The organism is Nonomuraea rubra, from assembly GCF_014207985.1.
Classification (GTDB): Bacteria; Actinomycetota; Actinomycetes; order Streptosporangiales; family Streptosporangiaceae; genus Nonomuraea; species Nonomuraea rubra.
Genome location: NZ_JACHMI010000001.1, coordinates 1,321,414 through 1,345,367 on the forward strand (window position 1 = coordinate 1,321,414; position 23,954 = coordinate 1,345,367).

The 23,954-nt window shown below is 73.1% G+C and carries 25 protein-coding genes; 17 read left to right on the forward strand and 8 right to left on the reverse strand.

Going from position 1 to position 23,954, the window contains the following annotated elements; translation table 11 throughout:
* Positions 1 to 18: 18 nt before the first annotated feature.
* Both HD593_RS06095 and HD593_RS06100 read right to left on the reverse strand, forming a co-directional pair.
* A complete protein-coding gene (locus tag HD593_RS06095) occupies positions 19 to 996 on the reverse strand; it encodes a zinc-binding dehydrogenase (RefSeq protein WP_185101169.1) in 978 nt (325 codons plus the stop codon).
* 61 nt (positions 997 to 1,057) lie between these two features.
* Positions 1,058 to 1,987, reverse strand: coding sequence for a zinc-binding dehydrogenase (locus HD593_RS06100; RefSeq protein WP_185101171.1), 930 nt, complete (start codon positions 1,985 to 1,987; stop codon positions 1,058 to 1,060).
* A 96-nt stretch (positions 1,988 to 2,083) separates the two neighbouring features.
* Between HD593_RS06100 and HD593_RS06105 the strand changes: the two genes are divergently transcribed.
* Positions 2,084 to 2,743: a TetR/AcrR family transcriptional regulator gene (locus HD593_RS06105; protein WP_185101173.1), complete on the forward strand. Its 660-nt coding sequence runs from the start codon at positions 2,084 to 2,086 to the stop codon at positions 2,741 to 2,743.
* On the opposite strand, the gene HD593_RS64235 is transcribed toward HD593_RS06105, so the two are convergent.
* Together HD593_RS64235 and HD593_RS06115 are read right to left on the reverse strand one after the other, a co-directional pair.
* A complete protein-coding gene (locus tag HD593_RS64235) occupies positions 2,723 to 3,892 on the reverse strand; it encodes a helix-turn-helix domain-containing protein (RefSeq protein WP_185101175.1) in 1,170 nt (389 codons plus the stop codon). The genes HD593_RS06105 and HD593_RS64235 overlap by 21 nt on opposite strands.
* Positions 3,885 to 4,643, reverse strand: coding sequence for a hypothetical protein (locus tag HD593_RS06115; protein WP_185101177.1), 759 nt, complete (start codon positions 4,641 to 4,643; stop codon positions 3,885 to 3,887). The genes HD593_RS64235 and HD593_RS06115 overlap by 8 nt, the downstream gene beginning before the upstream one ends.
* Before the next feature lie 181 nt (positions 4,644 to 4,824).
* Between HD593_RS06115 and HD593_RS06120 the strand changes: the two genes are divergently transcribed.
* From HD593_RS06120 to HD593_RS06135, 4 genes are all read left to right on the forward strand, one after another.
* Entirely contained in the window at positions 4,825 to 5,604 is a 780-nt protein-coding gene (locus HD593_RS06120; RefSeq protein WP_185101179.1) for a hydroxypyruvate isomerase family protein, read from the forward strand.
* A 35-nt stretch (positions 5,605 to 5,639) separates the two neighbouring features.
* Positions 5,640 to 6,518 (forward strand): 2-hydroxy-3-oxopropionate reductase, encoded by an 879-nt coding sequence (locus HD593_RS06125; protein WP_185101181.1) that lies wholly within the window; start codon positions 5,640 to 5,642, stop codon positions 6,516 to 6,518.
* Positions 6,519 to 6,606: 88 nt separating this feature from the next.
* Positions 6,607 to 7,275, forward strand: a complete 669-nt coding sequence (locus HD593_RS06130) for an HNH endonuclease family protein (RefSeq protein WP_185101184.1) — start codon at positions 6,607 to 6,609, stop codon at positions 7,273 to 7,275.
* Position 7,276: 1 nt separating this feature from the next.
* Positions 7,277 to 7,558, forward strand: coding sequence for a hypothetical protein (locus HD593_RS06135; RefSeq protein WP_185112764.1), 282 nt, complete (start codon positions 7,277 to 7,279; stop codon positions 7,556 to 7,558).
* A 230-nt stretch (positions 7,559 to 7,788) separates the two neighbouring features.
* Here the strand turns inward: HD593_RS06135 and HD593_RS06140 are convergent, their stop codons facing one another.
* The gene (locus HD593_RS06140; protein WP_185101185.1) at positions 7,789 to 8,193 is read right to left on the reverse strand and encodes a hypothetical protein; all 405 of its coding nucleotides are present in this window, start codon (positions 8,191 to 8,193) and stop codon (positions 7,789 to 7,791) included.
* A gap of 201 nt (positions 8,194 to 8,394) precedes the next feature.
* Here HD593_RS06140 and HD593_RS06145 point away from each other — a divergent pair, with 201 nt between their 5' ends.
* Complete coding sequence (locus HD593_RS06145) at positions 8,395 to 8,832, forward strand: PaaI family thioesterase (RefSeq protein ID WP_185101187.1); 438 nt, start codon at positions 8,395 to 8,397, stop codon at positions 8,830 to 8,832.
* Positions 8,833 to 8,855: 23 nt separating this feature from the next.
* On the opposite strand, the gene HD593_RS06150 is transcribed toward HD593_RS06145, so the two are convergent.
* Together HD593_RS06150 and HD593_RS06155 are read right to left on the reverse strand one after the other, a co-directional pair.
* Positions 8,856 to 9,260 (reverse strand): hypothetical protein, encoded by a 405-nt coding sequence (locus HD593_RS06150; RefSeq protein WP_185101189.1) that lies wholly within the window; start codon positions 9,258 to 9,260, stop codon positions 8,856 to 8,858.
* A gap of 94 nt (positions 9,261 to 9,354) precedes the next feature.
* The gene (locus HD593_RS06155; RefSeq protein WP_246546344.1) at positions 9,355 to 11,385 is read right to left on the reverse strand and encodes a CehA/McbA family metallohydrolase; all 2,031 of its coding nucleotides are present in this window, start codon (positions 11,383 to 11,385) and stop codon (positions 9,355 to 9,357) included.
* Positions 11,386 to 11,466: 81 nt separating this feature from the next.
* Here HD593_RS06155 and HD593_RS06160 point away from each other — a divergent pair, with 81 nt between their 5' ends.
* On the forward strand, positions 11,467 to 12,153 hold the full coding sequence (locus HD593_RS06160; RefSeq protein WP_185101191.1) for a rhodanese-like domain-containing protein: 687 nt from the start codon (positions 11,467 to 11,469) through the stop codon (positions 12,151 to 12,153).
* A gap of 25 nt (positions 12,154 to 12,178) precedes the next feature.
* Here the strand turns inward: HD593_RS06160 and HD593_RS06165 are convergent, their stop codons facing one another.
* Entirely contained in the window at positions 12,179 to 12,463 is a 285-nt protein-coding gene (locus HD593_RS06165) for a HesB/IscA family protein (protein ID WP_185101193.1), read from the reverse strand.
* A gap of 101 nt (positions 12,464 to 12,564) precedes the next feature.
* Between HD593_RS06165 and HD593_RS06170 the strand changes: the two genes are divergently transcribed.
* From HD593_RS06170 to HD593_RS06215, 10 genes are all read left to right on the forward strand, one after another.
* The gene (locus HD593_RS06170; RefSeq protein ID WP_185101195.1) at positions 12,565 to 13,224 is read left to right on the forward strand and encodes a hypothetical protein; all 660 of its coding nucleotides are present in this window, start codon (positions 12,565 to 12,567) and stop codon (positions 13,222 to 13,224) included.
* Positions 13,225 to 13,245: 21 nt separating this feature from the next.
* A complete protein-coding gene (locus tag HD593_RS06175) occupies positions 13,246 to 14,019 on the forward strand; it encodes an enoyl-CoA hydratase/isomerase family protein (protein ID WP_185101197.1) in 774 nt (257 codons plus the stop codon).
* Between the two features lie 87 nt (positions 14,020 to 14,106).
* Positions 14,107 to 14,475 carry a hypothetical protein gene (locus HD593_RS06180; RefSeq protein WP_185101200.1) on the forward strand — a complete coding sequence of 123 codons (369 nt, stop codon included), beginning with the start codon at positions 14,107 to 14,109 and terminating at the stop codon, positions 14,473 to 14,475.
* Positions 14,466 to 15,677 carry a DUF6395 domain-containing protein gene (locus tag HD593_RS06185; RefSeq protein ID WP_185101201.1) on the forward strand — a complete coding sequence of 404 codons (1,212 nt, stop codon included), beginning with the start codon at positions 14,466 to 14,468 and terminating at the stop codon, positions 15,675 to 15,677. The genes HD593_RS06180 and HD593_RS06185 overlap by 10 nt, the downstream gene beginning before the upstream one ends.
* Positions 15,662 to 16,516 carry a M55 family metallopeptidase gene (locus HD593_RS06190; RefSeq protein WP_312903371.1) on the forward strand — a complete coding sequence of 285 codons (855 nt, stop codon included), beginning with the start codon at positions 15,662 to 15,664 and terminating at the stop codon, positions 16,514 to 16,516. Before HD593_RS06185 ends, HD593_RS06190 begins: the two co-directional genes overlap by 16 nt.
* A complete protein-coding gene (locus HD593_RS06195) occupies positions 16,509 to 18,068 on the forward strand; it encodes a flavin monoamine oxidase family protein (protein WP_185101203.1) in 1,560 nt (519 codons plus the stop codon). The genes HD593_RS06190 and HD593_RS06195 overlap by 8 nt, the downstream gene beginning before the upstream one ends.
* A gap of 61 nt (positions 18,069 to 18,129) precedes the next feature.
* A complete protein-coding gene (locus HD593_RS06200; RefSeq protein WP_185101205.1) occupies positions 18,130 to 18,642 on the forward strand; it encodes a YbaK/EbsC family protein in 513 nt (170 codons plus the stop codon).
* Between the two features lie 131 nt (positions 18,643 to 18,773).
* Entirely contained in the window at positions 18,774 to 20,765 is a 1,992-nt protein-coding gene (locus tag HD593_RS06205) for a serine/threonine-protein kinase (RefSeq protein WP_185101207.1), read from the forward strand.
* Positions 20,766 to 20,781: 16 nt separating this feature from the next.
* Entirely contained in the window at positions 20,782 to 22,578 is a 1,797-nt protein-coding gene (locus HD593_RS06210) for a serine/threonine-protein kinase (RefSeq protein ID WP_185101209.1), read from the forward strand.
* 35 nt (positions 22,579 to 22,613) lie between these two features.
* Positions 22,614 to 23,813 carry a serine/threonine-protein kinase gene (locus HD593_RS06215; protein ID WP_185101211.1) on the forward strand — a complete coding sequence of 400 codons (1,200 nt, stop codon included), beginning with the start codon at positions 22,614 to 22,616 and terminating at the stop codon, positions 23,811 to 23,813.
* Positions 23,814 to 23,954: the final 141 nt, after the last annotated feature.

The window sequence follows — 23,954 nt, forward strand, 5'->3', positions numbered from 1 at the left end:
CCAGCGCGCCGCGTGCGGTCACGGCACGAGGACGACCTTGCCCGTCGTCTGCCGCGACTCCAGCGCCGCGTGTGCCGCCGCGGCCTGCGACAGCGGGAACACCTGCACGTCCGGCACCAGCGTGCCGTCGGCGGCCGCCGCCAGCGCCCTGACCTCGTACGCCGGCTGCTCCTCCGGCCGGCCGAGCAGCAGGAGCAGGGCGTTGGTGACGGTGAGGCCGCGTTCCCGGACGGTCTCGGGGTCCGGGGTGAAGCCGCCCTGGGAGGCGTTGCCGATGGTGACGTACCGGCCGCCGTCCGCCAGCAGCTCGAACGCCGCCCGCGCCTTGTCGCCGCCCACCCCGTCGAGCAGGGCGGTGACCTTCCTGCCGCCCAGCCACGAGGCGGCCTCCTCCTGCCAGGACGGCACGTCGTAGTCCACGGCGAAGTCGGCGCCCAGCTCGCGGACGGCCGCCACCTTGCCGGGGCCGCCCGCCGCGCCGATCACCTGGGCGCCGAGGCGGCGCGCGTACTGGATGATCAACCGCCCGATCCCGCCCGCGGCCGAGGTCACCAGGACGACGTCCGAGGAGGTCAGCTCGGCCACGTCGAGGAACCGCAGCGTCGTGACGCCGGTGACGATCATCGCCACGGCCGCCTCGTGGCCCAGCCCGGCGGGCAGCCGGTGCAGGCCGGTCACGTCGGCCACGGCCAGCTCCGCGTACCCGCCGGGCTGCCCGCCCGAGGTCACCACGTCCCGGCCGATCCAGGCGGGGTCCACTCCCGGCCCCACGGCGTCCACCTGCCCGGACACCTCGCCGCCGAAGATCGTCGGCAGCTCGGGCAGCGGCGGCAGCGAATCGCTCGCCAGTCCGGAGCGCATCATGGTCTCGACCAGGTGCACGCCGGCCGCCTTCACCGCGATGCGCACCTGGCCGGGGCCGGGCTCGGGGTCGGGGACGGTCTCGTAGCTGAGGTTCTCGGCGGGTCCGAAGGTGTGCAGGACGACGGCGCGCATGGTGCTCTCCCGGAGGACTTGACTGCGGTACTGCCTACGAGCCTGCAACCTCAACTTTGCTTCAGGTCAAGTCGAGCACCGCCTTGCCGTGCAGCCGTCCCTCCACCAGGGCGGCGACGGCCTCGTCCGCCCGCTTCCACTCGCCGCGCCAGGAGATCCCGGGGTCGAGGCCGCCGGCGGCCACGCGGGCGGCCAGCCAGGTCAGGTCGGGGACCAGGTCCGCGCCGTCCAGCAGGTAGAAGGTGACGATGGAGCGGTCGTGCCGCCCCTCGTCACCGAAGAGCGCGCCGAACGGGAAGACCTCCGCCTCGCCCGTGCCGTGGCCGACGGAGACGAGCGTGCCGTGCGCCGCGAGCCTGCCGAACGCCGCCACGAGCTGGGGCCCGCCGACGTTGTCCACCACCCCGTCCACCAGGCCGTCCGCCTGCTCGGGGCGGGCGACCACCTGGTGGGCGCCCAGCGCGCGCAGTCCGTCGCCCTGCCCGGCCGGGTCTCCGGTCGAGGCGATGACGTGGGCGCCGGCGCGGCGGGCGAGCTGCACGGCGTACCGGCCCACCCCACCCGTGGCGCCCGTCACCAGCACCCGCTTGCCGAGCAGCGGCCCGAGCTTGCGCAACGCGCGCAGCGCGCTGGCGCCCGCCACCGGGATCGTGCTGATCGCCCCGAGGTCGGCTCCGGCGGGTACGACGCCGAGCATCGAGGTGTCCACGGCACGCAGCTCCGCCCACGCGCCGGCGTAGCCGATGGTGATCACCGGGGTGCCGGCGGCCGGGCCCGAGCCGTCGGCCGCGGCGCGCTCGACCACGCCCGCGGCGTCCCAGCCCAGCACGGTGCCGTCGGCGGCGTGCTCGATGCCGTGTCTGACCTCGCCGAAGTTGAGCGACGTCGCGTGCACCCGGACGAGGGCCTGGTGCGGCTCCGGCACGGGGTCGGCGGCCTCGCCGAGGCGCAGGCCGGAGGTGGTCGAGTGGTCGATGAGCAGAGCACGCATGGGTTCGCGCCTTTCCGGAAGGGGACAACGGCTAATTTATGCCACTCAGTGGCATAAGCCTGCAAGTGGCGTATGCCGCTCGCGTACACTTCCTGCATGACCGCCGCACCGCCGCTGCGCGAGCGCAAGAAGCAGCGCACCCGACAGGCCCTGATCGACACCGCGCTCGACCTGTTCGGCCGCCGCGGCTTCGGCGCGGTCACCCTGGACGAGCTCTGCGACGAGGTGGAGGTGTCCAAGCGCACGTTCTTCCGGTACTTCGCCGGCAAGGAGGACGTCGCGATGGCGCCGCTGCACGACATGTGGCGGGTCTTCCTCGACGAGCTGGAGACGATCCCGGCCGACGGGGGGCCGCTGGTGGAGCTGATGCAGACGGCCCTGCTGGCAGCGCTGGACCGGGTGGCCGACGAGGCGTGGGCCGGGCGGGCCGTGCTGAGCTACCGGCTGTCGCAGGAGACGTCCACGATGGACGCGCACAACCTGCACTTCTGCGAGAGCACCATGGGGTCCGTGATCGAGGTGCTGCACCGGCGGCTCGACCTGCCCGACGACCCGCGTACCCGGCTCGCGGGCGACATGCTGGTGGCGGCGTGGCGGGTCGCGGTCGGCGAGTGGTCGGCCGAGGCGGACGGCCCGCCGTCCGTCCCGGCGCTCGCCGCCCGCTTCCGCGACACGGTCGCGGCCCTGCCGGGCAGCCTCACGCTGACCGCCGCTCCCCGGCAGGAAGAGCGCGGGTCAGGGCACGAGCTTCAGTGACGGCCGCCGGTCGGGCAGGCCGATCAGCTCGCGTACGCGGGCGATCGGCCAGGCCAGCTCCTGCGCCAGCGTGGCGACGCTCAGCCCGCTCTCCCGGCCGGCCAGCTCGAACGCCTGCGCCAGCAGCACCGGCTGCTCACCCGGATAGCCGGAGACCGGCTCGTTGGTGAAGCCCGGCTGGTCGCGCAGCGCGGCGAGCCGCTGGTAGGCCCGGCCGGCGGCGGAGTCGGAGAGCAGCCCCGTCTCCCTGCACCGGTAGAGCAGCGAGTCGACCGACACCCCCCACGTCAGCCGCAGCTCGGCCAGCCGCCGCAGGTCGGCGCGGAGCGGGAGCTGGGGCAGGATGCTGTCGCGCGGCGTGAGGAACTCGGCCGCGAACGCGTCGGCCTCCCGCTCCTGCTGCGGGTCGCCCGCCGCCGTGTCGCCGTGCAGCACCAGGTGACCCAGCTCGTGGGCCGCGGTGAAGCGGTGGCGGTAGATGTCGTCGAACCGGTTGGGCGTCAGCACCACGATCGGCCGCGGCAGGCTGGAGGTGGAGAAGGCGTCGACGGTGACCGCGTCGGGGTCGTGGCGGGGGAAGGCCACGACGATGCCGTGCGACTCCATGCGGCGCACCAGATGCCCGATCGGGCCGGTGCCCAGCCCCCAGTGGGCGCGCAGCGCGCGGGCCGCGCCCGCCGGGTCGCGTGGCAGGTCGGAGTGCATCTCGCCGCCCGCGAACCCGGGCAGGTCGACGGGGGGCAGCTGGACGCGCTTCTCCAGCGCGTACGTCAGCTCCCACACCTGCTCGACGAACGCCACGGCCTTGGCCCGCTGGTAGGCGCGGGTGGAGCGGAGGCTGCGGAAGTGCGCCATGGAGCCGTCGAGCTTGCCGTGCGGGCGCCCGGACAGGAAGAACGCCATCGGCACCGACAGCACCTCGGCCAGCCGCGGGATCAGGTCGGGCCGGGGCCGGGTGACGCCCGACTCGTACTGGCCGACCGCGGCGGGGGAGACGCCGAGGTGCTCGGCGACCTCCTTCTTGGTGAGCGCGGCCAGGTGCCGGGCCTGGGTGAGGCGGGTGGCGTCGAACGCGTCGGCGACCGCCTGCGGGCTCGGCCCGCCCGTACCGGAGTGCGGGGGCCGCCTGCCCGTGCCGGAGTCACGCACCGCTGGCGGCTTCTGGCCCGAACGGCAGCGGCTCGCTGACCGGCGCCGCGAGGCGCGCCGCGCCCCTGCGCGGGTTGAGCGCCGGCGCGGGCGGCACCCCGTGGTCGAACGCCGCGGCCTCGCCCTCGCGCCCGGCGGGCGCCACGCTCTCCTGCACCAGCGGGATCTCCTCGCAGTGGTGCCAGCGCAGGCTGCCCGTACGGTCGAGCAGCTCGGCCTCGCCCCACCAGGCGTCGAGCAGCCCGGAGTGCGCGTTGCAGGCGTACGCGATCAGCACCAGCCGGGTGTCGTCGGGCAGGTCGCCCAGCGCCTCGGCGACCGGGACGGCGTGCGGCGGGAGGTCGTGCAGCGCGAGCTGCCGCATCCGCGGCTCGGGCCCGAACCGGTTGAACAGCGCCTGCACCAGCGCCGACGGCCGCCCGTCGCCGATGCGCGCGCTCATCACGCTGACCGAGCGGTCCTTGGCGTAGCGGAACGGGAACAGCAGCTTGCCGTCGAGCACCACCAGCTCGTGCTGGGAGCCGCCGGGCTTGACGACGCGCACGTCGCCCAGGTCCTCGAACGCCTCGGCCAGCGCCTCGAACTTGCGGGACATCAGCGTGAACCCGAACGGATGCAGATGATCGGTCTGCGCCACCTTCTGGGCGTCGAGCGCGTTCTCCAGCGCCACCGACAGCGCCTCCGCGATGCCCTGTCTGATCAGGGGAACGCGCTGCCCGAACGTGTCGTGGGCCCACTGGGACATCCGCATGCCCGACCTCCCGCCGCTTTACTTTCCAACATCATAGACCCGCTCCGGCTTCATGTTGCCCGCATGACACACCCGCCCCACGCCCGTGTCGCGCGGCCCCCGATGTACGCCGTCCACGAGCACGGCGACATACTCGTGGCATCGACGACCAGACCGTGAAGAACCGGGAAGAGGCCCGCGCGTGACCAAGTGGACCGTCAACTGCTCCATCCTCTACACCGATCTGCCGCTGCTCGAACGTCCCGCCGCGGCGGCGGCCGACGGGTTCACGGCGGTGGAGTTCTGGTGGCCGTGGCCCGTGGCGGTGCCGGCCGACCGCGACGTGGACGCGTTCGTGCGGGCGGTCGAGGACGCCGGCGTCCGGCTCACCGGGCTCAACTTCTTCGCCGGCGACATGCCCGGCGGCGACCGCGGCGTGGTGTCGTGGCCGGGTCGCTCGCGCGAGCTGCTCGACAACATCCCCGTGGTGGCGTCCATCGGCGAACGGCTGGGCTGCCGCGCCTTCAACGCCCTGTACGGCAACCGCGTCGAGGGCGCCGGAGCCGGGGAGCAGGACGAGCTGGCCGTCGAGATGTTGTCCGCCTGCGTGGCGGGCGTGCCGGGCACCGTGCTGCTGGAGCCGGTCAGCGGCGCGCCGCGCTACCCGCTGCTGACGGCCGCCGACGCGGTGGCCGTGCTCGACCGCGTGCCGGGGGCCGGGCTGCTCGCCGACCTCTACCACCTGGCCGTCAACGGTGACGACGTGCCCGCCGCCATCGAGCGGTACGGCTCGCGCGTCGCCCACGTACAGATCGCCGACGCGCCGGGCAGGGGCGCGCCTGGAAGCGGCGAGCTGCCGCTGCGGCAGTGGCTCGACGACCTGCGAGCCGCCGGATACGACGGGTACGTCGGCCTGGAGTACCTCGCGAAGGGGCAGGACGCGTTCGGCTGGCTGCCCAGGGAGCAGCGGCCGTCCGCGTGACGCCCACCGAACCCGACACGGAAGGACCTTTCGACGTGACCGCCATCGCCTTCATCGGCCTCGGCATCATGGGCAGCCCCATGGCCGTACACCTGGTCAAGGCCGGGCACGCCGTGGCCGGCTACAACCGCACGCCCGAGAAGGCCGCGCCGCTGGCGGCGGCCGGCGGGCGGGCGGCGGGGTCGATCGCCGACGCGGTGACGGGGGCCGAGGTCGTCGCGATCATGGTGCCCGACTCGCCCGACGTCCAGGACGTGCTGACCGGCCCCGGGGGTGTCTTCGAGCACGCCGCCCCTGGCACGCTGATCATCGACTTCTCCACGATCCGCCCCGACGTCACGCGCGAGCTGGCCGAGGAGGCGGGCCGCCGCGGCCTGCGCTACCTCGACGCCCCCGTCTCGGGCGGCGAGGCCGGTGCCAGGAACGCGGCCCTGTCGATCATGGTCGGCGGGGACGCGGGCACGTTCGAGGCCGCCAGGCCCGTCTTCGAGGCGGTGGGCAAGACCGTCGTGCACGTCGGGCCGAGCGGATCGGGCCAGACGGTCAAGGCTGCCAACCAGCTCATCGTGGCGGCCAACCTCGAGGCGCTGGCGGAGGCGGTGGTGTTCCTGCGGGCGTACGGGGTGGATCTGGACGCGGCGCTGAAGGTGCTGGGCGGCGGCCTGGCGGGCTCCGCCGTGCTCAGCCAGAAGGGCGCCAACATGGCCGCCCACTCCTTCGAGCCCGGCTTCCGCCTGGAGCTGCACCACAAGGACCTGGGCATCGTCACCTCGGCCGCCCGCGAGGCCGGGGTCGTGCTGCCGCTCGGCGCCCTGGTGGCCCAGCTCGTCGCGTCGGCGAACGCGGTCGGCGACGGCGCGCTCGACCACTCGGCGCTGCTGCGCGGCGTCGAACGCCTCTCGGGCACCGCCTGACCAAAGCCAACCCCAACTCTGTCACTCCAAGTGACAAGCGGAGCGCGCCTTCGATTACTCAGAGTAATCATCGCAGTAGTCGTGGGCCATGTTCTCATTGCGATCATGGCCCGCCCGCACGGCGACCGCCGCGACCACGACCATCCTGGCCCTGGTCCCGGCGGCCGGCGCGGGCGCCGCCTCTCCCGCCGAACTCCCGCCCACCCTCTCCGCCCCCGCCGCCCAGGCGCAGCTCCAGCAGCTCGTCATCGCCGAACCCCGCTCGATGGCCGGCTACAGCCGCAGCCGCTTCCCGCACTGGACGTCGCAGGGCCACTCCTGCGACACCCGCGAGACCGTGCTCGCCCGCGACGGCGCCGACGTCAAACAGGACGAGAACTGCCGGGCCATCAGCGGCACCTGGCACAGCGTGTACGACGGCAGGGACTTCACCAACGCCGCGGACCTCGACATCGACCACATGGTGCCGCTGGCCCAGGCGTGGCGCTCGGGCGCGAACACGTGGACCGACGCCCGCCGCAGGCAGTTCGCCAACGACCTCGAAGGGCCGCAGCTCCTCGCCGTCTCGGCCGCCTCCAACCGCTCCAAGGGCGACCAGTCGCCCGACCAGTGGAAGCCGCCGCTGCGGTCGTACTGGTGCACGTACAGCCGGGCCTGGATCGACGTCAAGTCCCGCTACGACCTCACCGTCACCGAGGCCGAACGCGACGCGCTGACCGAGATGGTGGCCACCTGCTACGGGGAGACCGGGGCCTGAGGTGAGCGCCGAGACCTACCAGAGCAGCGTCGTCGCCGGGCCGGGCGGGGTGATGACCGAGGAGGTCGGCGTCATCACCGGTGAGGTGACGGTGCGGACGGTGGTGGCGGGGGGCCGGGTGACGGTACGCGTGCAGTACCTGGACGCCGACGAGTGGTACGAGGTCGAAGGCAGCCCCCTGGGCCCGCCCGCCGACCCCGGCCCACGCCTCCACCAGGAGATCGTCCAGGCGGTACGGCGCGGCATGCCCGAAGGCCTGACCACCTTCCACCCACCCGCCTAACCCCGCCCACCCCGGATCCCGCCCTCACCGCACACGGACCTCGCCCGGCCCACCGACGCGCCGGGCGACTCCCGTCGGCCGACAAGCCGCGCCGGCTGGGCCGGGCGAGTCCCGCCGGCCCACTGACCTGCGCCGTGGGCCGAGCGAGGACTGTCGGCTCGCTGGCCTGCGCCGGGTCGGCGGGTCGTCGTGCGGTGGGGTTCGGCGCAACGCGTACGGTGCCCGGGCCCCTACCCGGAAACGCGCCGCGCCAGGTCCCCGGCCGTCAGCGCCGCGCCCGGCGGGACCGGCGCGGGGTGGGCGCGCATCCCGGCGAGCACCAGGCGCACGGCCCGCTCCCGCAGTTCCTCGCCCAACCCGGCGGGCACCGTGGGCAGTCCCCGGACGAGCAGCCCGACGACCCCCACCACATCACCCGCGCCCACGTCACCACGCAGCGCACCCTCGTCGTGACCGGCCCGGACGACGTCTTCGAGCACCTTCATCAAACGATCACGTGCCGCACCAGGAGCTTCTGCAACGCCGACCGCCGCCAGCGGATCCAGCCCCAGCCCCGCACACCCCGCCACGAACCTGCTGAGCGCATCGAACGCCCACGTCTCCTCCGCCCGCGCCTCCTCAGCCAGCGCGATCATGCGATTCACCTGGTCGGCGAGCATGGCCCCTCGGTCTCCTCCGGCCTCCGCTGTCAGATGGCCCGGCGCGCTCATGCGGTCAGCCGCCTTCCTCTGCTCGTCCATCGCCTTCCTCACAGCAGCGTAACCCCGAGTGCGCGAAGCACGATTTCCAGGCGGCCGTCCCCGAACTTGTCGGTGCCGCGGCGTTGAATGGCCCGCATGGAAACACCCACACGCGAGGGCCCGTTCTGGGACGTGATGGCCGGCCGGGTGCCCCCACCCCCCGCCGCCACCACCCTGGGCTGGGAGCTGCTGCACGTCGATCCCGCCCAGGGCGCCATCGAGGTGGCGTTCACGGCCGGCGAGGGCTTCACCAACCCGGTGGGCGCGGTCCAGGGTGGCTTCCTGGCGGCGATGCTCGACGACACGCTCGGGCCCGCGCTGGTCGCCACGCTGCCGCCCGGGCAGTTCGCGCCGACGCTCGACCTGCACGTCCAGTTCCTCCGCCCGGCCCGCCCCGGCCGGCTGGTGGGCCGGGGCAGGGTCGTACGGCGGGGCCGCCAGGTGTGCTTCATGTCCGGCGAACTGCTGGCCCCCGACGGCGAGCCCGTCGCCGTGGCCACCGCGACCGCATACATCCAGACGACCGAACGCTGACCGGGCCCAGACAAGCGAGGGGATCAGACGAGCACGCGGATCAGGCGAGCGCGGGCAGCAGCCGCCCGAGGAGGACGGCGCGACCGGCTGCTCGGCGAGGCGGACCTGGCGTCGCTTGAGGACGAGAGCAGGCCGCCGGCCGAGCGCATCACGGCGTTCGCGCTCGACCTGCGCGAGGTGCTGATGCGCCACCCCGCGGCCGTCCCCGCCATCCTCGGCGCCGCCTTCAGCGGCCCCGTCGCGCTGCGCGTCGGAGAGGCGCTGCTGGCCGCGCTCCCGGACCCCCGCGCCTCGTACACGATCATGGTGTACGTGCTGGGCGCCATCTCCCTGGAGGCCGCCGAGGTGGACGGCCCGGTGCCGCCGGAGGTGGAGCGGATCGCCGCCCGCCGCCCGCCGCGCGGCGCTCGCGGTGGACGAGCAGGCATTCCCCCGCACGCACGCCGCCGCCGACGCCGTCGCGGCCTACGTCTCGACCGGCCGGCCAGTTCCGCTGGGGCCTGGAACGGGTCCTCGCCGGCGTCACCTGACCCCGGGAGGCGCGAGCCGCCGCCGGTAGACCTCCCTGGCGCGCTCGTACAGGGCGAGGTGGTCGCCGAGCTGCCCGGGGGTCTCGAACGTGCCGGATTCGCGCAACACCGCCTCCAGCCGCTCCAGCCAGGCCAGGCACCACCGCACGTCCGCCTCCCTGGCCACGTGCCCGCCCGCGACGTCCACGTACACCGGGCTGGTGTGCGCGTACGCGCCGGAGCGGTGCATGCTGCGCGGGTGCGGCGGGCCGGAGGCCACGGCGACCACGTACGTCGGCTCGCGCACCTCCACGAACGCCGTCAGCCGCCCGGGCGGCCCCTGGGCCAGCACGCCGTCCGCGGTGCGGATCTCCAGGGTCTCGACCTCGGGCCCGATCGAGGAGACCGCGATCTCCACGCGCTGCCCGGGCGGGAGCTCCAGCGTGTCGCCGGGGCCGTGCCCGTTCACGGTCAGCTCCAGCCACGGCCCGGTGGTGGCGAACGTGCGGCCGAGCAGGATCGCCTCGGCGTACGACTCGGCGGTGAGCGGGCCGGCGACGTTGGCGTACACGCGTTCCCAGCCCGGCGGGGAGGAGGCCGTGCCGCGGCGGCAGAACGACAGCACGGCGTCGGTGCCGGCCGTGACCGCCAGCCGGTTGCCCGCGCCGATGAGCCGGCGGTAGACGGCGGCGGTGGCCGCGATCGAGGAGTGGTTGAGCACGTCCAGGGTGTCGATCAGGCCGAGCGCCGCGTCGGCCACGATCTCCCTGGCCGCGCAGGAGCGCCCGCGGTCGAGCACGACGTCCGGCGGGTCGTCGTCGCCGAACGGAGTGTGGAACGGGTGCCCGTACCCGGTCACGCCGCCCAGCGCGCGCAGCTCCTCCAGCGCCACGGCGTTCGGCGGCCAGTCGGCCGTGCCAAGGAAGCCCGAGTGGTAGCGGCGCGGCGGCTCGCGCAGCCCGAACGCGGTGCAGTGGCCGATCAGGTCGTTGCGGTACTCGACGCCGAGCCTGGCCAGGTGCCGGTCGTCGGACCAGGGCAGGTCCTTGCCCGCCCAGTGCCGCAGCGCCTCCACGTCGTAGACCCGCTCGCCGGCGACGTTGCCCGCCACGAGGTTGAGCACGTGCAGGTCCTCGCCGTGCTGCGCCGCCGCGGCCAGGACGGGGGCGGCCGGCTCCTCGCCCATCCAGTTCAGGTGGACGTGCAGGTCGCCGCCGTACCAGCCGCGGGCGGCGGAGTCGTACAGCCGCTCGGGGGCCAGCTCGACCAGCGTCGTCGCACCGGCCTCCGGGGTCACCACGAGCTCGGCGGTGGTGTACTCCATGCCCCTGGCCACGCCCACGGTGATCGGCTCGGCGGGCACCTCGACCACGAGGTCGTCGCCGTGGAAGTACGGCCGCCGGTGCGCGTCCCGCTTGGGCGGAACACCCTGCGGGTACCAGCCCTGCCCGTTCGCCCCCATGACGCTCCACCGGCAGGGGAACCCGGCCCGCACCCTGATCACGGCCGCCTCCGCCCGCCTGCTCAGCGGCGACAGCTCGACCGGCCGCCCGCCCACCAGCACGGACTCGGCCACCTCGACCACCTTGGCCCCGTACGGCCCCACCGTGTACGGGACCCCGTCCACGACCACCGTGACCGGCTCGTCCCGGCTGGAGTCGAGCAGCAACCCCGTACGGAAGGGCCGGTCGCCCAGCACCACCTGCGTCTCGGCCTCCAGCAGGCACCCTCCGGGGGTCAGGCGCAGCGCGGCCAGGTTGTCCAGCACGTCACCGGCCAGCGCGTCGCGCACCACCCGGTCGGGGTCCACCTCGCCGAGGTGGGCCTCCAGGTCTTCCGGGGGCACGCCGGGATGGCGTCCGGCGATCTGCCGCAGGGCCGCGGCCCAGTAGCCGTAGCGGTTGTCGAGGAAGACGGTGGCCCAGGCCTGCACCACGTACCCCAGGGGCGGCTCGCCCCAGCGGACGTCGTGGGTGTCCCGCAACGAGCGGTAGTCCGCGAGCGCGGCGGCGACGGCGGGAGGCAGCAGCGGATCGTCACACATCGGATACTCCCTGAAGAGGACGCGCCGTCATCGTGACACGAATCGTCCGCTGCGTCCCCCGACTCTGGGTACGGGGAGGTCATGACGCACATCATCGATCGCGAGGCCGTGCGGGACCTGGTCGCCACCAGGCAGGCGCAGCTCGTCGAGGTACTGCCGGAGCGCGAGTACGAGTGGGCCCACCTGCCGGGGGCCGTCCACCTGCCACTGGGCCGCATCGACGGCACGCCGCCGCTGGACCGGGCGCGCCCGGTCATCGTGTACTGCCACGACTGGCTCTGCGACCTGAGCCCGCGGGCCGCGCACCGGCTCCAGCGGCTGGGGTTCGGCCAGGTGTACGACTACGGGGTGGGCAAGATGGACTGGTTGTCCGCCGACCTGCCGTACGAGGGGCACGCCGCCCTGGTGTCCAGGAACGTGCGCAGGGACCCGGTGACCGCCGGGCTGGACGACCCGCTGGGCATGCTGACCGAGCGCATCATCGCCGACCCGGCCGGGCTGGCGGTCGTGGTGGACGAGGACGACGTCGTCCAGGGCGTGATCGGCTCCCGCGAGCTGCGCGGTGGTGACCTGGACGGCACCGCCGAGAGCGTCATGCGGGTGGGCGCCACCACGGTGCGCCCGAGCGAGGAGATCGACCCGCTGGTCCAGCGCATGGACCAGGCGAAGGTGGACCACGTGGTGGTCACCCAGGCGGACGGGACGCTGGTGGGCCTGTTCGGCCTCGGCGACACCCGCCCGCCCGAGAGCGACTCCGACCAGGGCTGACGGCCCAGGAACCCGGACCGTGGGCTCAGGACCGCCGGTCGAGGCGGAACGTCGGATGCCCCGGCGTGCCCGGCTGGGCGTCCAGCGCCTTGTCGTCGAGGATCGGCACCGCGTCCTCGGCGACGAACACGCGCACGTCCTCCTTCTCCACCACCTGGTCACCGGCCTCCGGAGTGCTGGCGAGCGAGACCTCCAGCGTGCCCGCCTCGTCGGCCTTGGGCGAGATGCGCAGACCGGCGTCGGGAGGCACGTCCTCCCCGACCATGAGATCACGGATGGCCACCACGGCGTTGTCGGTCAATGTCAGCACGACCTGCTCCTTCACTTGCGGGAGAACTCCGCCTTACCTGCCTCCACGAGCCCAAACACCGCCCCGGCATGCCCGCGCGGGTGGCGGGTAGGCGCAGCGGCATGGGTAAGAAGGATGGAGCCGTGCTGGACGCCCTGCTCGACCGGTTCGGCCGCACGTTCGCGACCGAGGCCGGCATCAAGCTGGCCGACCAGCCCAAACCGCTCTACCAGCTGCTCGTCCTGGCCACCCTGCTCAGCGCGCGCATCTCGGCCGACGTGGCCGTGGCCGCCGCCAGGGAGCTGTACGCGGCCGGGTACGGCACGCCCAGGGGCATGCGCGAGGCGAGCTGGCAGGACCGGGTGGACGCGCTGGGCCGCGGCCACTACCGCCGCTACGACGAGCGGACCGCCACGATGCTCGGCGACGGCGCCGACCTGATCAACGACCGCTGGAAGGGCGACCTGCGCCGCCTGCGCGACGAGGCGAAGGGCGACGAGCGGCGGATCGCGGACCTGCTGATGGAGTTCCCCGGCATCGGGCCGACAGGCGCCGACATCTTCCTGCGCGAGGTGCAGGCGGTCTGGCCGCAGGTCGCGCCGCACCTGGACAAGCGGGTGCTGGACGGAGCAGGCAAGCTCGGGCTGCCCCGCCAGGCCCGCCCGCTGGCCGAGCTGGCGCACTCGGGCGACGAGCTGGCCCGCCTGTCGGCCGCCCTGGTGCGGGTCTCGCGCAGCAAGAAGTCGGTGGACGCGGTCAAGTCCGCGGCGGCGGCCGGGTGAGCACCTGTTAGGTTCGATCACATGGGTGAGTTTGTGAGCGTCGAGGTGGCCGACCAGATCGCCACGATCCGTCTTGACCGGCCGAAGATGAACGCCCTCAATGGCCAGGTCCAGGCCGAACTCGCCGAGGCGGCGGGCATCGTGGACGCCGATCCGCAGGTGCAGGCGGTGATCCTGTACGGCGGGGAGCGGGTGTTCGCCGCCGGGGTGGACATCAAGGAGATGGCCGACATGTCGTACGCCGACATGGCCGCCCACTCCGCCACGCTCCAGGCCTGCTTCACCGCGGTCGCCAAGATCGGCAAGCCGGTCATCGCCGCGATCACCGGCTACGCCCTGGGCGGCGGCTGCGAGCTGGCGCTCTGCGCCGACTTCAGGGTCGCGGGCGAGTCGGCCAAGCTGGGCCAGCCCGAGATCCTGCTCGGCATCATCCCCGGCGCGGGCGGCACCCAGCGGCTGCCCCGCCTGGTCGGGCCCGCCCGCGCCAAGGACCTCATCTTCACCGGCCGCCACGTGCCGGCCGCCGAGGCGCTGGCGATCGGGCTGGTCGACCGGATGGTGCCGGACGAGCAGGTCTACACCGCGGCCCTCGAATGGGCGGCCACCTTCGTGGGCGGGCCGGCCGTCGCGCTGCGCGCCGCCAAGCAGGCCGTGGACCACGGGCTGGAGACCGACCTCGACCGGGGGATGGAGATCGAGCGCCTGCAGTTCTCCGGCCTGTTCGCCACCGAGGACGCCAAGATCGGCCTGCGCGCGTTCGCGGAGAAGACCAAGCCCAAGTTCACCGGGCGGTAGCCCCGTCGCGCCGGGTGCAACGAGAAGTCAACGCATTCGGTAAGGGTCGTCCATTCCGATGTTGGTTTGCCACTATGGTGGCGTTTCATGATGCGCGTCCCCGTCCCTGCCCGGCTCAGAAAGGCCGTGCGCACATGGTTCGACTCTCGGTACATCTCCATCGCCGATCATCGCCAGGACATCCGGGACGCGCTCTGGGAGGTCCAGACCCTGCGGCGGGAGATGGCCACCCTGCAGAGCGAGGTCGAGCGGCTGCGGAGCGCCCGCCCGGCGGCGGCGCCGGGGCCTGACCCGGCGCTCAAGGCCAAGCTCGACGACACCCACCGGCTCGCCCAGGAGACGGCCAGGGCGATGGACGGCGTCCTGCAGAACGAGGTCCTGGTCTGGCAGGCCATCGACGGCCTGCGGGCCGGGCGCGGCGAGCCGGGCAGGCCCGAGGAGCAACCGTGCGCGTGACCTGGAGTGCCGGGTCGAACCTGACCTTCCGGCTCGACCCGGAGGACGAGATCACCGGCCAGGCGTCCGACGAGTACCCGATCAAGCTGGCCATCAACTCGTGCTCCATCGGCGGGGTCCCCGGTGACGCGCACCCCGACCTGTACGCCGTGGCCGCCTGGACGATCGTCGCCCCCTGGACCAGGAGGCGGATCACGTTCGACCGGGCGATCTCGGCGGAGCTGGCACAGGTGCTGCACGACGGCTGGGGCATCGAGGCGGGGCCGGTGGGCGCGGAGCCCCGGCGGCCGGGGGACCGGCTGGCGATCTCGTACAGCGGCGGCGCGGACTCCGTGGCGGCGGCCACGGTCTTCCCCGAGGCCCCGTTCGTGCACTTCCGCAGGGTCGCCCACCCGCGCGTGCCGAACCGCTGGCCGCACTACCGCTCCGACGTGCTGGCCAAGCTGGCCGCGAAGACCGGCCGCGAGCTGAGCACGGTCACCTCCGACCTGGAGTACACCCTCGCCGAGCCCCGCCCCGGCTACCCCGAGCACCACGCGGTGGCCGCCGGCGCCCTGCTCCTGGCCGACCAGCTCGACCTGGGCGGGCTGGGCTTCGGCTACGAGATGGGCTCCCGCTGGCTCGGCGGCGGCCGTTACCTGTGGCGGTTCACCCCCGACAACCCGATGTGGTCGCCCCACGGCAGGTGGGGCCGCCTGTTCGCCGCCGCGGGCGTGCACCTCGTGCTGCCCGTGGGCGGCGTGAGCGAGGCCGTCACGATGCGGCTGGCCCTGAGCTCGCCGTTACGGGAGCAGGTCCGCTGGTGCCTGCGCGGCACCGACGGCCCGTGCCGCAACTGCGGCAAGTGCCTGTACAAGGAGCTCATCCAGGCCGCCGTGGAGCGCCGCCCGCTCGACACGCCGATCACCGCCGACCGCCCCGTGGCCCGCAAGTACCTCAAGAAGCCGCCGTACGGGGGTCAGGAGATGATCCAGTACGGGCTGGCCCGCGTTCCCGGGATCGAGAACACGCTGTTCGCCCCGGCGCTCGACTACTTCGACGTCTCGGAGGAGTCCACGAGCTGGCTGGAGCACTGCTACCCGCCGGCCCTGGAGGAGATCCCGGCACGCTGGCGGGCGCAGGCGGCGGCGTTCATCGAGGCGAACGTCGGGCTGATGACGGAGTCCGAGGTCCGCAGGGTCGAGTCGTGGGGGAGCGTGTGAAGGTCTATCTGTCGGTCGACATGGAGGGCGTGACGGGTCTGACCGACCCGGAGGAGATGCACGCCGGCAAGCGCGGGTACGAGCGGGGCTGCGAGCTGATGACGGCCGACGCGAACGCCGCCGTCGAGGGCGCCTTCGCGGCCGGCGCGAGCGGCGTGCTGGTCAACGACGCCCACGGCTCCACCAAGAACCTCCGCATCGACCTCCTCGACCCCCGGGCGAGCCTGATCAGGGGGCCCGGCAAGGCGCAGCGGATGGCGCACGGGCTCGACGGCTCGTTCCAGGCGGCCGGTTTCGTGGGCTACCACGCCCGCGCCGGCGTGCCGCACGGGGTGCTCAACCACACGTGGATGGGCAAGGAGATCCAGAACGTCTACCTCAACGGCGAGCTGTGCGGCGAGACGCGGCTGGTCGCGGCCTGCGCCGGGTTCCACGGGGTGCCGGTGGTGCTGGTGACCGGGGACGAGGCCGTGGGCGAGGAGGCCCGCGAGCTGCTCGGCGACGTCGAGACCGTGGCGGTGAAGAAGGGGATCGACAAGTTCTCGGCCGAGCTGCTGCCGCCGAGTGTCGCCCAGACCCGGATCCGTGAGGCCACGGCTCGGGCGCTGGGCCGGTTGAACGACTTCACGCCGTACGTGGTGGAGGCGCCGTACACGCTCGGGGTGGAGTGGAACTCCACCGCCATCGCCGCGGCCGTGTCGCTGATCCCGGGCGTGAAGTCGGTGGGGGCGCGGCACACGGAGTTCACCACCGGCGACTTCAACCAGATCATGGCCCTGTTCGGCCTGTTCGCCAGCATCGCCGGCCAGGTCGCCTGCGGCAGCGGGCCCTATGGCTGAGACCAAGGGCGGCGTGCTGACCAGGCGGGGGCTGCTCGTCGGGATCGGCGCGGCCGGTGGCGCGGGCGCCATGTACGCCGCCATGGGCGCGCTCGGCCTGGCCCCCACCGGGCAGGACAAGGAGTACACGCCGCCGCGCCAGGGCGACTTCACGCTGAGCGGCAGGGCCTCGGCCAAGGTCGTGATCATCGGTGCGGGCGTGGCGGGGCTGACCGCGGCGTACGAGCTGGGCAAGGCCGGCTACGACTGCACGCTGCTCGAAGCCCGGCAGAAGCCCGGCGGCCGGAACCTCACGCTGCGCGCCGGTGACCGCCTGGCCGAGCTGAACGGCCCCGCCCAGGACGTGAAGTTCGGCACGGGCGTCTACTTCAACGCCGGCCCCGGCCGCATCGCCCAGTGGATGGTGACCCTCGACTACTGCCGCGAGCTGGGCATCCCCATCGAGACGTTCATCAACAACAACGCCTCGGCCTACGTCCACACCAACGGCCAGACGGTCAGGGCCCGTACGGCCCGAGCCGACATGTACGGATATATCGCCGAACTCCTGGCCAAGGCCACCAACCTCGGCGCCCTCGACAAGGCCCTCACCAAGGACGACAGGGAAAGCCTGCTGGAGTTCCTCAGGCGGTTCGGCGACCTCGGCCCCAAGCTCGACTACGAGGGCTCCGAGCGCCGCGGTTTCACGAGGTTCCCGGCCCTGGACGGCGGGGTCCCCATGCCCGACCCCGGCACCCTCCACCAGGTCCTCGCCGCCGGCACCGGCCGCGCCATCACCAACGACTTCGGCTACGAGCAGGCCACCCCCATGTTCCAGCCCGTCGGCGGCATGGACGCCATCGCCACCGGGCTCCAGCAGGCCATCGGCCAGGACAGGATCAAGACGGGCGCCAGGGTCACCGGGATCACCACCCTGGACGACGGCGTCGAGGTCACCCACACCGGCGGCATCCTCAAGGCCGACTACTGCATCGCCACCCTCCCGCCCCACCTCCTCGCCAAGATCCCGCACAACCTCGGCGCCCCGATCACGGCCGCGCTGAGCACCCCCGTCCCCATCGCCGCCGGCAAGATCGGCCTGGAGTACGGCAGGCGCTGGTGGGAGCTGGAGGACCGCGTCTACGGCGGCGTCACAGAGACCGACCTGGACATCACGCACATCTGGTACCCGTCGCACGACTACCACGCCGAGCGCGGCCTGCTCGTCGGGTACTACAACACCGAGCGCGCCGCCGAGCTGTACGGCGCCCTCACCCCGGAGGACAGGCGGCGCAGGGCGCTCACCCAGGGCAAGAAGATCCACGGCGAGAAGTACCGCCAGAACCTGCTGTCCAGCGTCTCCATCGCCTGGGAACGCCAGGAGCACATCCAGGGCGGCTGGGTGCGCTGGCCGTCCTTTGATTCGTCCTTCACTCTTCTGCAACGCCCGGCCGGAAGGGTCTACTTCGCGGGCGACTGGCTCACCCATCTGATCGCGTGGCAGGCGGGGGCCATGGAGTCCGCCAGAGGCGCCGTCACCCAACTGCACAGGAGAGTCCTGCAGTCTCCGTGACGCCGCCCGCTGCTCCCGGGAGCGCAAGTAGGCTCCTGGGAGAGGCGATCGAGGAGATGGAATGACGTTGCACTGGGTGCCCGCGACCGAGCGGATCGATCTGCTGGCCGATCCGGTGGCCCGAGCCGTGCCGGACGTGGAGGGAGCCGAGGTGGCCGAGATCGATCCCGATCTGGCCGACACGGCCGCGTTCTGCGAGAAGTACGGCGTGACCCTCGACGAGTCGGCCAACTGCGTCGTCGTGGCGGCCAAGCGGGGCGGCGAGACGCGTTACGCCGCGTGCATGGTGCTCGCGACGATGCGGGTCGACGTGAACGGCGTGGTGCGCAGGCACCTCGACGCCCGCAAGGCCAGCTTCGCCCCGATGGCGGAGGCGGTCGAGCTGACCGGCATGGAGTACGGCGGCATCACGCCCCTCGGCCTGCCCGAGGAGTGGCCGGTCCTGGTGGACACGCACGTCGCGGAGCACGCGAGAGTGGTGATCGGAAGCGGGCTGCGCAGGTCGAAGCTCGCCGTCTCCGGCGCCGCGCTGGCCGGGCTGAAGAGGGCAGAGGTGCTCTCCCTGGCAGGCTGAAGGAAACTGAGGCCGATTCGAGACCGTTGGATGGGAAACCGATGAGGCCGTTCTGGACGTTGTACGAGTGGGAATGTGGCCTCATGGTTCATCTCGTGGGCGGGGATTAAGCCGGTATGGTGCTTCATGCCATGAACGATGACCGACTAGGCCCTTACCGGCTGCTCAGGCGGCTCGGTGAAGGCGGGATGGGCGTTGTCCACCTCGCTGTCGACCCTCAGGGGCGGCAGGTGGCCATCAAGGTCCTGCGCGGAGAGGTCGCCGGTGACGAGGTCGCCAGGCGGCGGCTTTCGCGCGAGGTCGAGACCATGCGCCGGGTGCGCAGCAAGTACATCGCCGAGGTGCTCGACGCCGATGTGACCGGTCATCGTCCGTACATCGTCACGCGTTACGTGCCGGGGCCGCCGCTCGACGAGATCGTCAAGAACGACGGGCCGCTCGACCTGCCCGCGCTGCTCAGGGTCGCCCACGGGGTGGCCTCGGCGCTGGCCGTCGTGCACTCGGTGGGCGTGATCCACCGCGACCTCAAGCCCGGCAACGTGCTGATACTCGACGGCGAGCCGGTCCTCATCGACTTCGGCATCGCCCAGGCGGTCGACGCGACCCGGCTGACGCAGACCGGCATGTTCATCGGCACGCCCGGCTACCTCGCGCCCGAGATCATCGAGGGCCAGGAGGCGGGCCCCGAGGTCGACATCCACGCGTGGGCCGGCACGCTGCTGTACGCGGGCACGGGCCAGCCGCCCTTCGGCAAGGGCACGCTGGAGATGATCTTCTACAACATCACCGCGGGCAAGGCCGACATCAGCGCCGCCCCCGCCGAGCTGCAGCCGCTGCTCAAGGCGGCCTTCCAGCGCAACCCCAGCAAGCGGCCCAAGGCCGCCGAGCTGGCCGAGCAGACGGCCAGGATGTTGCCCAAGCAGGCCCAGGGGTCGTCTTCGCCCGACGAGATCTCCACCGTGCCGCGCCCCGAGCCGGTCGCGCCGCCCAGGCCGGCGGAGCGGCCGTCGTACGACATCTCCACGCCTCCGGTCACGCCCAAGCGGCTGCTGGAGAACCAGGAGCGGCCGCCCGCGCCGCCGCAGCCGCAGGAGCAGCAGTACGTCTCGCTGCTGCCCAACCAGCCCGACCCGTGGCCGACCCGCAGGGTGTCGCCGGAGGAGCTGCGGCAGATCCAGCGCGAGGCCGGCGTCTACCCGCCGCAGACACCGCAGGCCGCCGGCAACGGCCCTGCCGCGCCCGCGCACGGCGAGACCGACGTGCCCACGAGGCGGGTGCGCTCCGACTCGGCCGACTACCGCAGGATGAACCAGGGCCCGCAGTCCGGTCCCAACCCCGGCAGGCCCGTCGTCGGCCCCGACGGTCGGCCGGAGGCACCCGACTACGGCCGGCCCAACCCGATCCCGGCGCAGCCGCCGCCCTACATCCCGGCCCAGCCGCAGTTCCCGCCCGCCCAGCCGGACCGGCTGAGCACCAAGCGGGAGCCGTACATCCCGGGCGCGCAGCCGGGCAAGCCGCTGCAGCGTTCCAGGGCGTACGGCGTGGCCGGCGCCATGTTGCTGATCCTGATGATCGTGGCGGCCGTGTTCAAGCCCGTGCTGGTGGCGATCGTGGCGGTCCCCGTCGCGATCCTGCTGCGCGCGGCCGACCTGGCGCAGCCCCAGCTCGCCGCCCGGCGGGCGGCGGGAGCGGCGGCACTCGACGTGGTCAGGGTGTTCGCGGTCCCCGCCGCGCTGGCCAAGTCGGCGGGCATCACGCTGGCGCTGGTGCTGTACGCGCTCATCCTGGGGCTGCCCGTCACGCTGCTGCTCACCGTGGTGGCCGGGATGGACTCCTACTACGCCCTGGCCTGGGGCGCGGCGATCGCGTTGTGGACGGTCTGCGCAGGTCCCGGAGTCGAAGGTCCGGGCAAACAGATGCGCAGAACGCTCTCATCGCTCGTACCCTCGAGAACAGCGGCGATGGTGATGGCGGGAGTACTCGCGGCGGGTGCCGCGCTCTCGCTGGGCCTCGCATCCAGCACGTTCGGGGACAAGCCTGAGGGGGAGGCCGTATGGACTCCGCTGAACGTCGAAGAAGTGGCGAAGCAGCTCAACCAGCTAGGGGGGAATTCCGGGGGATGACGCGGGGAAGGTGGCGATGAGCACCCAAGCACCAGAACGCCTCGGCCCGTATCGCCTCGTCAGGAAGATCGGCGAGGGCGGCATGGGCGTCGTTCACCTCGGTCTCGACGGTGAGGGACGCGAAGTCGCCATCAAGGTGCTGCATCCCCACGTGGCCGCCGACCTCAAGGCGCGCGACCGGCTCACTCGCGAGGTCGAGACGATGCGGAGGGTGCGCTCCCCGTTCGTCGCGGAGGTGATCGACGCCGAGCTCGTCGGGAGCCAGCCGTACGTGGTGACCAGGTTCGCCCCCGGCCGGACCCTGGAGGACACCGTGCTGGCCGAGGGCCCGCTGGAGGCCCGCCAGGTCATCCAGCTCGCCCAGGGGCTCTGCCAGGCGCTGGTGGCCATCCACGCGGCCGACGTGATCCACCGCGACTTCAAGCCGTCCAACGTCATGCTGGTGGACGAGCGGCCGCTGGTCATCGACTTCGGCATCGCCCACCTGGTCAACGCCACCCGGCTGACGCAGACGGGCATGTTCGTGGGCACGCCGGGCTACCTGGCGCCCGAGATCATCCGCGACTCCGACATCACGCAGGCGGCCGACGTGCACGCGCTGGCCTCGACGGTGTTCTTCGCCGCGACCGGCGCGCCGCCGTTCGGCACGGGCACGTTCGAGTCCGTCTGCTTCAACATCATGGAAGGGCGGGCGCAGATCGACAAGGCGCCCGCGTGGCTGCGCGGCTGGCTCAGCCGGGCGCTGCAGGTCGAGCCGTCGGCCCGGCCCGGCGCCCACGAGCTGCTGCGGATGGCCAAGGCGCTGGACCCGGCGGTGACCACGTTCAACGAGGGGCCGACGGGGACGAAGCCGGTGGGCCGTACCCGGACCATGGACACGTTCTCCGACCTGCTGCCGCCGGTCGAGTACCGCAAGGCCGCGCCGCCGCCCGCGCCGACGCCGACGCGGCACGAGGAGCGGCCCAAGCGGCGCGAGGAGCGGCCGCCGCCGTACGTGCCCGCGCCGATGCCCGCCAGGCCCGCGCCCCATCCCGACCAGCGCGTGGCCGGCTACCCGCCGCCCGACCGGCGGCTGGTCCCCGCACCCACCTCGCCTTCGCAGGTGCGGCCCTACACCCCGCCGCCGCAGTACACGCCTCCGTCGGAGCGGAAGCGGTACCTGTTCGGCAGCCAGGTCGTCGGGCTGCTGCTGCTGGTCACGCTGGTGGCGCTGACCGTCATGATGCCGGTCATGGCCGGAGCGGTGGCGGTCGCGCTCGCGTTCGTGCTGCGGATCGGCGAGTACCTCTTCGGCGACCTGGTCAAGCGCCGCCAGGTGCGCGGCAGCAGCGCGGCGGACCCGCTGCTCGCCCTGGTCGGCACGCCCTGGGCGCTGGTCAAGTCCGCGCTCGTGACCGTGGTGCACGCACCGCTGGCGCTGCTGTTCGGCGTCTGCGTCTGGGGCGTTCTGTACTGGGCCGGGCAGTTGAGCGTGAACGAGGCCGCGGCGTACGCGGCGGGCGCCTTCGCCGCCGGCCTGTTCGTGCTGCCCGGCGGCGGCGCGCCGCGCAAGGCCGTCACGCGCACGCTCACCGGCGTGCTGCGCAGCCCCGGCGCCGCCCTGGTGGCGGTCGTGCTGGTGGGCACGGCGGCACTGTTCGCGGTGATGTTCGCGCTGGGACAGGACACCTCGTGGGCGCCGTGGCGGGCACCGGAGTCGGTGATCAACGATCTGGCGAGCGACGCGAAGCAGAGCACGATCGGCCTGATCACGGGCCTGATCGGCGATCTGCTCAAGGGGCTGGGGCTGGGGTGGCTGAATCCCTGGTCCTGAGTGTCCCCGCCGCCGCCGCGGGGGAGAGATGAGGTATGAGCGAGCGCCTCGGCCCGTACGAGCTTCTCTCCCGTCTGGGGGCCGGCGGGTTCGGCGAGGTGCACCTGGCGCTCGACCCTGAGGGCCGTACGGTCGCGGTCAAGGTGCTGCATCCGCACGTCGCGGCCGACGGGGCGGCGCTGGCGCGGCTGGCGCGCGAGGTGGAGACCATGCGCATGGTCGGCGGGCCGCACGTCGCGGAGGTGCTCGACGCCTCCCTGGAGGGCCCGAGGCCCTACCTCGTCACCCGGTACGTGCAGGGCCGCCCGCTCAGCTCGGTCCCCCTGCCCGTGGACGACCTGCGGCGGCTGGCCTCGGGGCTGGCCGACGCGCTGCTCGCGATGCACCGGGCCGGGGTCGTGCACCGGGATCTCAAGCCCGCCAACGTGATGATGACCGAGGGCGAGCCGGTCGTAATCGACTTCGGCATCGCCAGCGCGCTCGACTCGCTGTCCGTCACCGCCTCCGGCGCCGTGGTGGGCACGCCCGGCTACCTGGCCCCCGAGGTGCTCGAAGGGCGGGCCGTGGGCGTGGAGGCCGACGTGTTCGCCTTCGGGGCGACGCTGGCGTACGCGGCCACCGGGCGGCAGCCGTACGGGCAGGGGCCCGCCTCCGCGGTCGCCTACCGGGTCGTGCACCATCCGCCCGACCTGGAGGGCGCGCCGGAGTGGCTGGAGCCGTTGTTACGGGAGTGCCTGTCCACGGATCCGGCCGCGCGGCCCACGGCCGAGCAGATCTGCGCCAGGCTGGACGTCGTGCCGGTCCCGCACGTGCCGCCCGTCCGTGCCCGGCCGGCCATGGACGACATGAACACCAGGGAGTGGCGGCCCGGCAAGGAGCGTTACCGCCGCTCGGTGGAGGAGTCGCGCGCCAGGCACCGGGAGAAGGTGCGCAGGCGCTGGCTGATCGGCTCAGGGCTGTTCGTGTCGCTGCTGGCGGCCGCCGCCCGCGAGCCGCTGCCGGAGGTGTCCCTCTTCCTGCTGGCGGCGTACGCGCTGGGGGTGGTGTCCGACGCCGGGGTGGCGCTGTTCTCCCGGAGCCCGTTCAGGCGGGGCCGCATGATCGCGGATCTGGTCAGCGTGGCCGGGGCGGTGGGGCTCTGCTTCGGGCTGGCGGCGATGTTCACCACGTTCACCCTGGCACTGTTCGCGGGCACCGCTCTGGTGGTGGGCGTCGTGTTCCTGCTGTCCGCGTGAGCAGCAACCGAATAAAGTTCGGTATGGTGGGGATGGTTGCGTACGCGCCGCTGGTTTGCGCGTAAGCTACCCATGGGTAACATAACGGCGAAACCACGGCAGACCCTCTGTCGGATGCCCGGCGGGCACCTGGCAGTCTGG